The 12562-nt window shown below is 67.6% G+C and carries 12 protein-coding genes and 2 pseudogenes; 7 read left to right on the top strand and 7 right to left on the bottom strand.

Annotation, left to right across the window (positions count from 1 at the left end; all coding sequences use genetic code 11):
- Window positions 1–706, bottom strand: a pseudogene (locus B551_RS03825) (hypothetical protein); the annotation flags it as partial.
- 236 nt (window positions 707–942) lie between these two features.
- Here B551_RS03825 and B551_RS03820 point away from each other — a divergent pair.
- Window positions 943–1683, top strand: coding sequence for a dienelactone hydrolase family protein (locus tag B551_RS03820; protein ID WP_006577874.1), 741 nt, complete (start codon window positions 943–945; stop codon window positions 1681–1683).
- Between the two features lie 10 nt (window positions 1684–1693).
- On the opposite strand, the gene B551_RS03815 is transcribed toward B551_RS03820, so the two are convergent.
- Window positions 1694–2146: a MarR family winged helix-turn-helix transcriptional regulator gene (locus tag B551_RS03815; protein WP_006577873.1), complete on the bottom strand. Its 453-nt coding sequence runs from the start codon at window positions 2144–2146 to the stop codon at window positions 1694–1696.
- 204 nt (window positions 2147–2350) lie between these two features.
- On the opposite strand from B551_RS03815, the gene B551_RS03810 reads away from it, so the two are divergent.
- Window positions 2351–2920, top strand: a complete 570-nt coding sequence (locus B551_RS03810) for a YggT family protein (RefSeq protein WP_006577872.1) — start codon at window positions 2351–2353, stop codon at window positions 2918–2920.
- Between the two features lie 181 nt (window positions 2921–3101).
- Complete coding sequence (locus tag B551_RS03805; protein WP_006577871.1) at window positions 3102–3380, top strand: hypothetical protein; 279 nt, start codon at window positions 3102–3104, stop codon at window positions 3378–3380.
- Between the two features lie 113 nt (window positions 3381–3493).
- On the opposite strand, the gene B551_RS03800 is transcribed toward B551_RS03805, so the two are convergent.
- A complete protein-coding gene (locus B551_RS03800; RefSeq protein WP_006577870.1) occupies window positions 3494–4948 on the bottom strand; it encodes an MFS transporter in 1455 nt (484 codons plus the stop codon).
- Window positions 4949–5045: 97 nt separating this feature from the next.
- Between B551_RS03800 and B551_RS03795 the strand changes: the two genes are divergently transcribed.
- The 3 genes from B551_RS03795 to B551_RS03785 all read left to right on the top strand — a co-directional run bounded on the left by B551_RS03795 (window position 5046) and on the right by B551_RS03785 (window position 8598).
- The gene (locus tag B551_RS03795) at window positions 5046–5852 is read left to right on the top strand and encodes a helix-turn-helix transcriptional regulator (RefSeq protein WP_043437221.1); all 807 of its coding nucleotides are present in this window, start codon (window positions 5046–5048) and stop codon (window positions 5850–5852) included.
- Window positions 5853–6012: 160 nt separating this feature from the next.
- Window positions 6013–7578: an MFS transporter gene (locus B551_RS03790; protein WP_253281321.1), complete on the top strand. Its 1566-nt coding sequence runs from the start codon at window positions 6013–6015 to the stop codon at window positions 7576–7578.
- Between the two features lie 162 nt (window positions 7579–7740).
- Window positions 7741–8598, top strand: coding sequence for an IclR family transcriptional regulator (locus B551_RS03785; protein WP_006577867.1), 858 nt, complete (start codon window positions 7741–7743; stop codon window positions 8596–8598).
- Window positions 8599–8661: 63 nt separating this feature from the next.
- On the opposite strand, the gene B551_RS03780 is transcribed toward B551_RS03785, so the two are convergent.
- On the bottom strand, window positions 8662–9513 hold the full coding sequence (locus B551_RS03780) for a phytanoyl-CoA dioxygenase family protein (protein ID WP_006577866.1): 852 nt from the start codon (window positions 9511–9513) through the stop codon (window positions 8662–8664).
- Window positions 9514–9694: 181 nt separating this feature from the next.
- On the opposite strand from B551_RS03780, the gene B551_RS27240 reads away from it, so the two are divergent.
- Window positions 9695–9820 (top strand): hypothetical protein, encoded by a 126-nt coding sequence (locus tag B551_RS27240; protein WP_023263502.1) that lies wholly within the window; start codon window positions 9695–9697, stop codon window positions 9818–9820.
- Between the two features lie 27 nt (window positions 9821–9847).
- On the opposite strand, the gene B551_RS03775 is transcribed toward B551_RS27240, so the two are convergent.
- From B551_RS03775 to B551_RS03765, 3 genes and pseudogenes are all read right to left on the bottom strand, one after another.
- Window positions 9848–10165 carry a hypothetical protein gene (locus B551_RS03775; RefSeq protein WP_006577865.1) on the bottom strand — a complete coding sequence of 106 codons (318 nt, stop codon included), beginning with the start codon at window positions 10163–10165 and terminating at the stop codon, window positions 9848–9850.
- A 339-nt stretch (window positions 10166–10504) separates the two neighbouring features.
- Window positions 10505–11980 (bottom strand): DegQ family serine endoprotease, encoded by a 1476-nt coding sequence (locus B551_RS03770; protein WP_006577864.1) that lies wholly within the window; start codon window positions 11978–11980, stop codon window positions 10505–10507.
- A gap of 225 nt (window positions 11981–12205) precedes the next feature.
- A pseudogene (locus tag B551_RS03765) lies at window positions 12206–12461 on the bottom strand (GIY-YIG nuclease family protein); the annotation flags it as partial.
- Between the last annotated feature and the right edge of the window lie 101 nt (window positions 12462–12562).

Raw genomic sequence — 12562 nt, 5'->3', positions numbered from 1 at the left:
CGGCCATCTCGCCAAGGGCGCGCGCCACGTCGCCCTCGACCACGGCCTGCACGTCGTGGAACGGCCCATAGGGCTTGCCGTCCGGGTCGACACGGCGCGGGTCCTGCAGCGCATGCGAGGGTGTGTCCCAGCGGCACCGCGTCAGATCCAGTCCGCCGACGAAGGCCAGGCTGTGGTCGATCACGACCACCTTCTGATGATGCGAGGCACCCACCGGATGGCGGGCGTCGAGCCGGAACGACAGCCGGCGATGGGTCTGCCAGTCCAGCTTGACCGCCGGCAGCCATTCCCGCTCCATCGCGTAGACCATCGCGAAGTCCCAGCTGAGCACGTAGATGCGCAGCCGGCGGCGGCGCCGCACCAGCGCGTCGAGGAAATCGCGCAGCCCGCGCGGAAAGCCGTCGTCGGCGCCGCCGGGCACCAGTTCGAAGCGGCTGTCGATGTCCCAGCCGAGGATGAAGACCGTGTGTTCCGCATGGGTCAGCGCCGAGCGCAGCGCGCGGAAGTACTCGTCGCCATCGACCAGCATGGCGAAGCGCGACGCGCGTTCGATGCGCCAGCAGTTGCGGCCCGGCTGCAGCAGCCGCGCGGTGGTGGCGTCAGGCGCGCGATGGCCGGCGCCGGCAGGCGGTGCGCCATCGCGGCGCTCCGTCCTCGCTACGCCGGCTGCACCATGCCGGTCTTCAGGCGCGTCTTCAGCGGTCATCGGCATCCCTGCGGAAACGAAAGGAGGCGCAGCGGGACCAGGATGTCCGGCGGACCTCCGCCAGCAGTATGGCAAGCCCTGCACGGAACCGCCGTCCGCCGCCGGCCCCGGCGCTTGTCGGAATCCGCCTACATGCAATGTGGGCAGCGTCCTCGATGGGGCTGCGGCCGACCGTGCGCCCTTGGCAAGCTCGCGCGGCTTGCCTTACCCTGTGCGCCCTACCGATGGAGGAAACGATGACCGCAACCCTGTCCGCAAACGATACGCTGCGCCGCTGGATCCGCGTCGGCACCGACCCGCATGCGTTCGATGCCTACCTGAGCCTGCCGCCCGGCGGCACGCGCCCCGGCACACCAGGCATCGTGCTGATCCAGGAGATCTTCGGCGTCAACGAACATATCCGCGCGGTGGCGGACCAATACGCGCTCGATGGATACGTCGTGATGGCGCCGGACATCTTCTGGCGCGAGGCGCAGCGCATCGAGCTCGGCTATGTGGGCGCCGACAAGGAACGCGCGATGGCGCTGTACAAGGCCACCGATCCCGATGTCATCGTCGACGACATCGCGCTGACGGCGCAGGCGCTGCGCGCGCAGATCGGGCCGGACGGCCGGATCGCCGCGGTCGGCTACTGCTTCGGCGGTCTGCTGGCGTATCTGAGCGCGGCGCGCGGTCTGGTCGACGCGGCGGTGCCCTACTACGGCGGCGGAATCCAGCGCCGCCTGGACCAGGCCGGCTCCGTGCGCGTCCCGATCCAGTTCCACTATGGGGAGCGCGACGCCAATATTCCGCCCGAGGCGGTCGAACAGGTGCGCGCAGCGATGGCCGGCAATCCGCGCGCCGAGGTCCACGTGTATCCGGGCGCCGATCACGGCTTCAATTGCTGGGCCCGCGGCTCCTATCACCAGCCGTCGGCGGTGCTGGCCCACGGCCGCGCACTGACCTTCCTCGCGCAGGCGCTGGCGCAGCCGGCCTGACGCGCGTGCCCTAGCCGCGCGACACGCCGTCGTCGTTGAAGGCGGTCAGGCGCGCGATGCGGAACGTGTGGCGCAGCGATTCGAGTTCGCTTCGATGCAGCAGCGCCAGCCGGTTCAGGCAACGCTCGCCCTTGGGCTGGAGATGGACCTGGACCACGCGGCGGTCGGCCGCGTTGGTCTTGCGCTTGACCAGCCCGGCCGCCTCGCAGCGATTGACCAGCGCGACCACGCCGTGCTGCTTGGCCTGCAGCCGCTCGGCCAGTTCGCCGATCGAGGCCCAGTCGCGCCCGGGAAAGCCGCGGATATGCAGCAGCAACAGATACTGCTGCACGGTCAGGCCCTCCTCGCGCACGGCGTCTTCGGAGAAACGCATGAAGCGCCGCAGCTGGTAGCGGAAGTCGGACAGCGCCTCGAAGTCCTGCTTGGCAAGCTCGGCGGCGCTCGGGGAACGGGGCTGATTCATGGCGTGCGATGGCGCGGCCGGCGTGGCAGCGCGGCCGCAATCTGGAGTCGGCCGTCATTATAGGTGCGCGGCAAGGCGGCCAGACACGGCGCGGCGCACCGGCACGCCTCTGCGGCCGGGGCCACCGTTGCGCTACGCGGGGCATTGCGGGTATGGCAGAATCTGTGCGTCCGCAGACACCTGCGTCACGACCACGGAAATCCGATGCTCTCGCAAATCGCCATCTTTCTGCTCGACACCGTTTTCACGCTCTTCGGCATGGCGCTGCTGCTGCGGCTGTGGATGCAACTGACGCGCTTGCCCGCGCGCAATCCGATCTCGCATGCGGTGTTCCAGGTCACCGACTGGCTGGTACGGCCGCTGCGGCGGATCATTCCCGGCGTCGGCGGCATCGACTGGGCCACCGTTGTCGCGGCCTGGCTGACCGCCGTGGTGTTCCTGCTCGCGGTGATCGGACTGACCGCCGGCAGTCCGTTCGGCCTGCTGCCCGCCGTGCTCGGCATCGCGGTGCTCAACGTGCTCAAGTGGGGCATCAGCCTGGTGATGTGGGTCACGCTGCTGATGGCGATCCTGTCCTGGGTCAATCCGCATTCGCCGATCACCCCGGTGATCCAGCAGCTGACCGATCCGCTGCTCGATCCGATCCGCCGCGTGATCCCGCGCCTGGGCGGCTTCGATATCTCGCCGCTGGTGCTGTTCATCCTCGCGCAGGTGCTGCTGATGGTGATCGCCGGACTGAGCGTCAACCTGTTCGGCCTGCGGCATCTGCTCTGAACCCCGCTTGTCCCGCTGCCGCCAGCGCGGTGTTGTCCAGACGATGGTTCGCGGCCATTGTCCGCATGCCTGAACAGTGTGTTGCTGCAGAGCCTCTTTTTCCACGCCAACGACGGGCGTAGATTCGGGCGGTGTGGTCGGCTGACGCCGGCCACACGGCTTTGATCAAAGGAAAAAAACCATGAAGACTCTTGCACAACCCCGTCGCCTGGCCTTCGCGCTGCTCTGCGCCGCCGGCCTGTCCCTGTCCGCCACCGCGCTGCACGCCACCACGCTCGAGCGCGACGTGCTGCGTCTCGAAGGCGCCTCGATGCACGTCGGCAAGGCCGACCCGTACACCGACGGCGCCCGCACGGTGGACGCCTACACCGATGGCGCCCGCAGCGTCGATGCCTACACGGACGGCGCGCGCGCCGACCACGTGTCGGACAACCGCGATCGCTTCGGCCAGGGCGCCTGACGTCCTCGCGCGCCCTTCGGCGTGCCAATGAAAACCGGCCTGCGGGCCGGTTTTTTCATTTCACCATGACTTCAGTGCCGCATTCCTGTGGACTGCGCCAAACGCCGATACAGTCAGCCTGCCGACCGCTGGGTTCTCGCCAGCATCAGCAACAGCACGCAGACCAGCAGAGCCGCGCCGAGGTTGTAGAGCATCCCGGTTACGAAGGCCGAGGCATATTGTCCAGCCTGTGCGGCGACGCCTTCATCGGCAGCCAGCGCCGCACCGAACAGGATGCCGACCACCGCCACGCCCAACGCCGCGCCGATCTGCTGCACTGTCGAGATCAACCCCGAAGCCATCCCCGCCTGTGCCTCCTCGACGAAGCCCAGCACCAGATTCAGCAGTGGCGTCATGACGAAACCCTGGCCCGCACCGACCACGACCAGCACGGGAATCAGCCGCGCGGGCACCAGTTCCGCGCCCGCCATCCGCACCTGCACGATCAGCAGTCCGATGGAGACCGCGTAGACCGGCGCACCCGCGACGATGGCGCGCGTTCCCCAGCGCGCCACCAGCCGCGGCGCGGCAAGCGACGCCAACACGAAACCCACGCTGCACGGCGCGAAGATGCTGCCCGCCACGAAGGGGTCGAGGCCCAGCCCGGTCTGCACCAGCAAGGCGAAGCACAAGAAGAAGGAACTGGACGTGGAATAGACCAGCAGCACCAATACCGCGCCCAGCGCGAAGCGGCGTTGGGCCAGCAGCCGCATATCCACCAGAGGCAAGCCGCCAGCCCTTCGCCGCTGCTCCTGCTGCCGATGGAACAGCGCCAGCAGCGCTGCCGCTACGCCCAGCGACCAGAAGCTCCAGGCCGGCCAGCGTTGGCCCGGCCCCTCGATCAGGGGCACCAGCAGCAACGCCAGCCCGGCGCTGACCATCGCCACGCCCGTCCAGTCCAGGGCCGGTCGTTGCGGCGCGCGAGATTCGGGGATGTAGCGTGCCGCCGCGATGGCAAACAGCCCGATGGGAACATTGATGAGGAAGATGCTGCGCCAGCCCAGCCCGAACAGGTCCGCATGCACCAGCCAGCCACCCAGCACCTGCCCGGCGATGGCAGCCAGGCCCAGCGTCATTCCCAGCAGTCCGAAGGCGCGGCGGCTATCGTCGCCGTCGAAATTGACGCGGATCGACGCATAGACCTGTGGAAACAGCAGGGCTGCCGCCAGCCCTTGCGACACCCGCGCGCCGATCAGGAATCCCGCGCCGGGGGCCAAGCCACACAAGGCCGAGGCCATGGTGAAGCCCGCCATGCCGACGATGAACAAGCGCCGTCGCCCGAACCAGTCGCCCAGCCGGCCGCCAGTAATCAGCAGGATTCCGAAGGCCAGCTCGTAGCCGGCCACGATGAAACCGATCTGCGCAAAACTCGCGCCGAGTCCGGCCTGCATGCTGGGGATGGCGACATTGACCACGAACAGGTCGAAGATCGTGACGAAACCGGCCAGCAGCAGAACGGACAAACCGAGCCACGGCGGGCCATTGACGGCGCGCACCGGCAGCGCCGCCAAGCAGGAATTCGAGTTCATCTTGCGTATCCCGAGTAAAGACGCAATCATTCTCGAATCCTCGTTAAACAATTACAATTTAACAGCTTATGCTATTACTTAAAGTAATGGGATAGCGATGCGAAGCTTGGAACGAACCCGCTCCGATCTGGCGGCCTTCCTGCGGGCGCGCCGCGAGCGCCTTTCGCCCGTCGACCTGGGCTTGCCCAGCGGTGGCCGTCGCCGCACGCCGGGACTGCGGCGCGAGGAAGTCGCAGCGCTCGCTGGCGTCGGGCTGACCTGGTACACATGGCTGGAACAAGGACGCGACATAGGGGTGTCGGCGACCTTTCTGGACAACCTGGCACGGGTACTGAAACTGGATGCCGCCGAGCGCCGTCACCTATTCCTGCTGGCCCACGAACGCCCGCCTGCCGAGCCGGGCAAGACCTGGTGCGCGCTGCCGCCGCTGGTCCGACGCTTGATGCACGACCTGCCGCACCCTGCCTTCGTACTCAACCTGCGCTGGGACGTGCTCGGCTTCAATGCGCCAGCCGACGCGCTTTTCGGCTTTGCAACGCATGCGCCCGAGCGGCGCAACCTGTTGTGGCTGCTGTTCACCGATCCGCTGCTGCACGCGCGCATCGACGCATGGGAGGAACAGGCTCCGCTGATGTTGTCGAGCTTCCGCCGCGACTTCGCCCGCGCCTCGCAGGAAGCCGATATTCATGAACTGGTGGACGAGCTGGAACGGGTGGCGCCAGAGTTCAAGGCGTGGTGGCGGCAGCACGATGTTCATGCGCCCTGCAATGGCGTGCGCAGGCTGGTGGTCGACGGCCAGGCCGAGCCGTTCGAGCATACGTCGTTGACGGTTGACGAAGACCGGCACCTGCGGCTGGTGGTTTATGCGCGGCAACAGGATGACGGCGCATCTGGCGGTCGCTGATCGCAACGATCCGGTACGACCGACACGACTCCCCCTTTTCGCGGCCTGCGCCTGCAGACATTTTTCATGGGCGCGCGCGGCGCCGATTGTTCCGACAGCCGGACGAAGTTTCCAGCGCAGCCGGTTTTTCGCGCACGCGTGCGCGGCTAAGCTGGCGCCCATGCCCCACCAACCTTTGCCGGCGGGCCTGCCCGCGCCAAATCCCTCCCCGACACCTTCGCTGCGCCTCGCCTCGCACCCCGAGATGGGACCGCTGCGGCTGTCGGCATTCGGGCTGACGCTAGGGCTGGTCACCGGGCTCGACTTCTCGTCGACGCTGATGATGGCGGTGGCGAGCCAGCACATCCAGGGCGGCGTCAATGCGACGCCGAGCGACTACCTGTACGCGGTCAGCGCCTATGCCGCGGCCGCCGTGCTGATGAACATGCTGCTCGACCAGATCGCGCGGCGCATCACCTACAAGCGCTTCACGATGGCGTCGCTGGTCGTGTTCGTGCTCGGCGCGATCCTGTGCGCGGAGGCCGGCTCCCCCACCGGCCTGATCGTCGGCAAGACCGTCGAGGGCCTGGGCGCCGGCGGCCTGTTCGCGGCCTCGCGCATCCTCGTGCAGTTGCTGACGGCGCCCACCGAACGCGCCCCGCTGCTGCTGCGCTTCGGGCTGGGATCGTTCGGGCTGCTGGCGGTGACGCCGTGGCTGACCGGCATCTTCCTCGACGAGATCGGCTGGCGCGCGGTGTTCCTGTTCCAGGCCGTGATCGCGTTGCCGGTGCTGGCACTGGTGGCGGTGACCTACCCGCGCCGCGGTCCGCGCGACCCGCATCCGCCGGTATCGACGCTGGACTGGCCCGCGGCGCTCAGCGCCGCCGCCGGCGCGCTGGTGCTGCTGCACACGCTGCAGGAGATGCGCTACACGCGCTTCTTCAGCACGCCGCACATGCCGCTGATGGCCGCCGCCGGGCTGGCGCTGCTGCTGTTCTGCGCCTGGCGGCTGCATCGCCACCAGGACCCGTGGATCGATCCGTCGCGGCTGCTCGGCCGGCGGTATCTGTATGGCCTGGGCTTCTACACGCTGTACTACCTGCTGTCGGCGATCTGGGCCTACCTGCTGCCGACGCTGACGCAGAGCGGACTGGGCCTGACCTTCCGCACCACCAGCATGCTGCTGTCGGTCAGCGGCACCGTGTCGGCAATCGGCGCGGTCGTGCTGACGTTGTGCATGGCGATGGTGTTCCGCAAGCGGCGGGTGATTGCGGCCGGCCTGGTGGTCTACGCCTGCGCCGCGATGCTGCTGTCGCAGCGGCTGATGCCGGGTGCGCCCGACTATGCGCTGGTACCGGTGGTGCTGCTCGAAGGACTGACGCCGGTGCTGCTGATGATCCAGGTCGCCTCGATGACCTATCTCGATCTGCCGGTCGAGGACTTCGCCCACGCCTACCAGTTCAAGAACGTCTGCAAGCAGATCGCCTCGGCCACGGGCACCGGGCTGGCCAGCATGTGGATGCAGCAAGGCGCGGCCACGCACCGCACCCATCTGGTCGAGCACGTGACGCGCTTCGAGCCCGCGCTGCAGCAGGGCGGCGGGCTCTCCAGCTTCGATCTGGCGCGGCTCTCGCAGGAGGTGGACCGCCAGGCCACGCTGCTGGCCGGCATGGATCTGCTGCACGGCTTCGCGCTGGTCTGCATGCTGATCGCGGGCTTCGTGCTGGTACAGAAGAGTTTCCGCTGAGCGTGGCACCCGCGGCGCCAGGCCTCGGGCGCTGCCGGGCGCGAACCCACCGCGGTCTGCGGCACAACGGGGCATTGCGGCATGCCCCTCTGGCGGTTTGCGGCCTTTTCCACTACTCTTTCGGCCTTTCCGTGCGCATTCGGCATCCAGCCGTATACCTCGATGGCCAGCCACGCCCCGAACGATTCCCAGGATTCCCAGCCGTCCGCCGCCGAAGCGCAGGGCAGCACCGGCAACGCCGGCACCGCGGCCGAGAAGCCCAGCGACAGCTACGTCCAGTCCTTCGCGCGCGGGCTGTCGGTGATCCGCGCCTTCAACGCCCAGCGTCCGGCCCAGACCCTGACGGAAATCGCGCAGGCCAGCGGGCTGACCCGGGCCGGCGCCCGCCGCATCCTGTTGACGCTGGTGGGCCTGGGCTATGTCGAGGCGGACGGCCGGCTGTTCCGGCTGACGCCGAAGATCCTCGACCTCGGCTTCGCCTATCTGACCTCGATGCCGTTCTGGAACCTGGCCGAGCCGATCATGGAGGCGCTGTCGCAGCAGGTCCATGAAAGCTGCTCGGTATCGGTACTGGACGGGACGGAAATCGTCTACGTGCTGCGCGTGCCCGCGCGCAAGATCATGACGATCAATCTGTCGATCGGCAGCCGGCTGCCCGCCTATTGCTCATCGATGGGCCGCGTGCTGCTGGCTGGACTGTCCGACCAGGAACTCGACCGCGTGCTGCACGCCAGCGATCTGCGCAAGCGCACGCAGCGCACGGTCACCGATATCGACGAACTGAAGGCGATCATCGCGCGCATCCGCGCACAGGGATGGGCGCAGAACGATCAGGAGCTCGAGGAAGGACTGGTGTCGCTGTCGGCGCCGATCCGTAATCGCGCCGGCCAGGTCATCGCCGCAATGAACATCAGTGGTCAGGCCAACCGCACCAGCGCCGAGGAGATGGTGCGCCGTTTCCTGCCGCCGCTGCTCGAAGCGTCCGAGAAGATCACCAACCTGGTCAGCCTGCGCACCTGACGCCTGCGCCTTCCCGTTTCTTCAGATTCAGCGCTTCAGATTCAGCGCTTCAGATTCAGCGCTTCAGCTCGCCATCGGCGCGGGCAGTTGCACCATGCCGTGCTGCGCCGAACGCGTGCCGGGCAGCGGCCGGTTGCTCAGTCCCAGATAGGCGAAGGCCACCGACAGCTTGACCGCGTCGGACAGGTTCTGCCCCGCGCTATGGAACAGCCGGCTGTCGAAGAACAGCACGTCGCCACGCTGCAATGACAGCGGCGTCGCGCCCGCCAGCAGCGCCGCGCTGGCCGGATGGCTGTCCACCAGGAACTCCGCGGCATCGAGCTGTCCAGGCTCCAGCGCGACCCGATGCGAGCCGGGTATCACGCGCAGCGCGCCGTTGCTCTCGTCTTCTTTTCCCAGGGCCAGCCACACCGTCACCAGCTCCGGACTGGCGAATGACCAGTAGCGCGTGTCCCGATGCCAGCCGGTCTGGCTGCCATAGGTCGGATGCTTGGTCATCACGCAGTTATGGTGGGCCAGCGTCAGCTGCGCCGGCTCGCCCAGCAGCGCGGTGACCAGCGTGGCCACGCGTGGGTCGGTCGCCCATTGCTGGAATACCGGATCGCGATCGTAGGCCTGGCGCAGGCGCCGCACGGTCGCTCCGCCCGCCGCGTCGCGGCTGCGGGGTGCCCCGGGATAACCCAGTTCGGCTTCGTATTCGACCGGCTCGACCGCCGCGCCGAGCTGGGCTCGCGCCACGCGCTCCATCGCATCGCACAGGGCGGGCTCCGCCAGGCCACGCAGCACCACGAAGCCGTCGCGGTGAAACGCCGCGGCGAGTGCCTCCAGTTCCTGCGCATCGAATGAGGACGTGGCGGGCGGCGCGGCGGCGTCGCCGATTGCATCGGGATGTTGGGGAGCGGCAGGGGTCGTCATGGCGACAGCGGGACGGGCAAGGCGGCGAGGCAACAGGCTTTGCCGCGGGTTCAGCCAGGCGCGAAGGGGGCGGTTTCGCGCGCGAATAACCGGATGATGCCAGAAGCGCGCGCGGCGCGCCTCGAAGCAGAACCGACGTAGCGCGCGGCCCCGCTGACCGCTGCATCGATAGGCAAGGCTGATGGCGTGCGAGGATCTGTATCGCTCGATCGCGCTGCTGGCGCGGTGCGCGGCGGCGATGCTGTGGCAGCGCCGGCTCGATGGAGCGCGCCGCGCGGGACCGCGGCAGAGGCTGCGGTCGATGTGAGGGTGTTGCCCGGCAGCGTTGCCGTCGTCAGAACAACGGCAGCTGGCGCATGCCGAAGCCCACGGTCTCTTCGACGCGCATGCGCGCGTGCGCCAGCGACCCTTCGGCGCCCGAATAGTTGCCGGCCGCCCAGCGATAGACCACGGGCACTTCGCCACGCTCGGACAGATGTACTTCGCCCAGCTTGTCGCCGCGCTCGTTGCGGTAGTAGTGGGAACGATAGCCGCGCTCCCAGTAGGTGACCTCTACCTTCTTGCGACGACGGGGCGACGGCGTCGCGCGCGGCATGCGCCGCGCCCGGTCGGTCGCCGTCACCGTAGATGCACGCGTGAGATCCAACTGCATAGACTTCCTTTTCGATCGAGTCCACAAGACGATGGCACCGATGCCTCGTCATGCATCGCAGTCGAGATGATACGCCGTGATTGCGTTCCTGTGTGGCTATGCAGCCCGGAAAACCGCTCTGGGCAACGATTTCGGGGTGGGTACGTATACGTATACCTGCCGTCGACGTCGGCGCGTATACGACAGGTATACGGGGCCGTATACGTGCGCGTATACCTCCTCGTATACGCTGGCGCGCGACAGCGCACTGACAAAAATGGCGTCGCGCCCGGGCTTCTCGATCGTCTATCGATCGCCCGTGCGCGACGCCTTGCGCGTCTTTCGGTCAGAGCAGTTCGATCAGCCCAGTTCGATCGGCACGAACAGCTGCGTGTCGTCACGCTGCACCAGCAGCGCTACTTCCTTGCCGGCCTTCGACACCATCGTGCGCAATTGCTCGACCGATTTGATCGGCGTGCCGTTGAAGGCCAGGATCACGTCGCCGGGTTGAATGCCGACGCGTGCCGCGGGACCCGACGCGCCCTCGACTACCAGGCCGCCGGCGATGCCGCTCTCGCGCTGCTCCGCTGGCGACAGCGGCCGCACCGCGAGGCCAAGCTTGCCGCCAGACTCGGCGCCATCGCTCTTTTGCGCGACGCTCTGCTCGTTGGCCGCGCCTACCTTGACGGTCAGCGTAATGGGCTTGCCCTCGCGTACGACCTTCAGCTTCGTTTCGGTGCCGGGTTTCAGATCGGCGACGTGTTCCGGCAGGTCGGTCGAACGGTCGACGGTGTCATCGCCGATCCGCACGATGACGTCGCCGGGCTTCAGGCCCGCCTTCGCCGCCGGGCCATCCGGCTCGACCGTATTGACCAGCGCACCGGCCGGCTTCGGCAAGCCGAACGACTGCGCCAACGCCTGGTTGACCTCCTGCACGCCGATGCCCAGGCGTCCGCGCGTGACCTTGCCATGCGCAACCAGCTGCTGCTGAACCTTGGTGGCGACGTCGATGGGGATCGCGAACGACAGGCCCTGATAACCGCCGGTGCGGCTGTAGATCTGCGAGTTGATGCCGATCACTTCGCCGCGCTGATTGAACAGCGGGCCGCCCGAGTTGCCGGGGTTTACCGCGACGTCGGTCTGGATGAACGGCACATAGGTATCGTCAGGCAGCGCGCGCGACTTCGCGCTGACGATGCCGGCGGTCACGGTGTTTTCGAAGCCGTACGGCGAACCGATCGCGACGACCGGCTCGCCGACGCGAACCTGGGACGGGTCACCCAGCTGCACGGTCGGCAGGTCCTTGGCATCGATCTTGATCACCGCGATGTCGGTCTGCTTGTCGACGCCCAGCACCCTGGCCTTGAACTCCCGACGATCGGTCAGCTTGACGACGACCTCCTGCGCGCCATCGACGACGTGCGCGTTGGTCAGGATCATGCCGTCCTGGCTGACGATAAAGCCCGAGCCCAGCCCGCGCGCCAATTGCGGCTGGTCCGGCTGCGGCCCATAGGGGAACGGGATGCCAAAGCGCTTGAAGAACTGGAACATCGGATCGTCGGGGTCCATGCCCGGCGGCATCTGCGCCGCAGTGCGCTGCGCGCGTGCGGTTACGCTGATATTGACGACGGCCGGACCGTAACGGTCGACGATGCCGGAGAAATCGGTCGGCGTTGCCATCGCGCGGCCCGGCGCGGCGTTGACCTGCGCGACCACCGGAGTCGGGGCGGCATAGCTCGATGACACCGCTTCCTTCTGGAGATAGTTGTACCCGCCTGCCAGCACGCCCACGGCGGCAATGGCGATGGCGGTACGAGCAACAGTTCGGCGAATCATCTGGTTCTCCTCGTTGATTCAGGCGCCCACGGGGGGCGCGACGAGGACATGCTAGGGGCCGAGACTTAAACGAGCCTTAAGGAAGGAAAGTGGGGGAAGGAAAGTGCGGGCCCGGCTCACCAACAAATCACGCTTCCTCAAGCGGCGCGGCGGCCGTGGATGGACGGCCGCCGTCGCGAAGCCACGCCAGCAAATCCGGCATGTCGGCCTGGTCCAGCTCCAGCAAGGCGCACAGCTCTCGTTTTCGCGCGACGTGCAGGCGCTTGACCAGCGCTTCCAGCCGTGACGCTTCCGCCCGGTCGGCACAACGCAGCTGCGCGGCGATCGCGATCGGTTTGCGCGAGCGCGTATAGCGGGCACCCGTGCCCGCCTGGTGCTGCGCGAATCGGCGTGCGACATCGGTGGTGATGCCGGTATAGAGGCTGCCATCGGCGCATTCGAGCAGGTACAGGTACCAGCAATGGTCGGATGGCGTGGTCACTTTCAGATAAAGGATGAGAGGCGCGGTCGCGAAACCGGCATTGTGAGGCACTTGCGGCAAGCGGGGAAGCGCTGCTGAAGTCGCCCTATTTCGGCCCGCCG

This window comes from Cupriavidus sp. HPC(L), assembly GCF_000307735.3.
Taxonomy (GTDB): domain Bacteria; phylum Pseudomonadota; class Gammaproteobacteria; order Burkholderiales; family Burkholderiaceae; genus Cupriavidus.
The sequence above is the reverse complement of the archived record's forward strand: the minus strand, read 5'-3'. Positions and strand labels throughout refer to the sequence as shown.

Excerpts from the sequence above, each read along its gene's own strand:
- B551_RS03785 (WP_006577867.1), top strand. The coding sequence starts at position 7,741 with ATGGCCAGCCACGCCCCGAACGATTCCCAGGATTCCCAGCCGTCCGCC.
- B551_RS03810 (WP_006577872.1), top strand. The coding sequence starts at position 2,351 with ATGCTCTCGCAAATCGCCATCTTTCTGCTCGACACCGTTTTCACGCTC.
- B551_RS03790 (WP_253281321.1), top strand. The coding sequence starts at position 6,013 with ATGCCCCACCAACCTTTGCCGGCGGGCCTGCCCGCGCCAAATCCCTCC.
- B551_RS03820 (WP_006577874.1), top strand. The coding sequence starts at position 943 with ATGACCGCAACCCTGTCCGCAAACGATACGCTGCGCCGCTGGATCCGC.
- B551_RS03795 (WP_043437221.1), top strand. The coding sequence starts at position 5,046 with ATGCGAAGCTTGGAACGAACCCGCTCCGATCTGGCGGCCTTCCTGCGG.
- B551_RS03770 (WP_006577864.1), bottom strand. The coding sequence starts at position 11,980 with ATGATTCGCCGAACTGTTGCTCGTACCGCCATCGCCATTGCCGCCGTG.
- B551_RS03775 (WP_006577865.1), bottom strand. The coding sequence starts at position 10,165 with ATGCAGTTGGATCTCACGCGTGCATCTACGGTGACGGCGACCGACCGG.
- B551_RS03815 (WP_006577873.1), bottom strand. The coding sequence starts at position 2,146 with ATGAATCAGCCCCGTTCCCCGAGCGCCGCCGAGCTTGCCAAGCAGGAC.
- B551_RS03805 (WP_006577871.1), top strand. The coding sequence starts at position 3,102 with ATGAAGACTCTTGCACAACCCCGTCGCCTGGCCTTCGCGCTGCTCTGC.
- B551_RS03780 (WP_006577866.1), bottom strand. The coding sequence starts at position 9,513 with ATGACGACCCCTGCCGCTCCCCAACATCCCGATGCAATCGGCGACGCC.
- B551_RS27240 (WP_023263502.1), top strand. The coding sequence starts at position 9,695 with ATGGCGTGCGAGGATCTGTATCGCTCGATCGCGCTGCTGGCGCGGTGC.
- B551_RS03800 (WP_006577870.1), bottom strand. The coding sequence starts at position 4,948 with ATGAACTCGAATTCCTGCTTGGCGGCGCTGCCGGTGCGCGCCGTCAAT.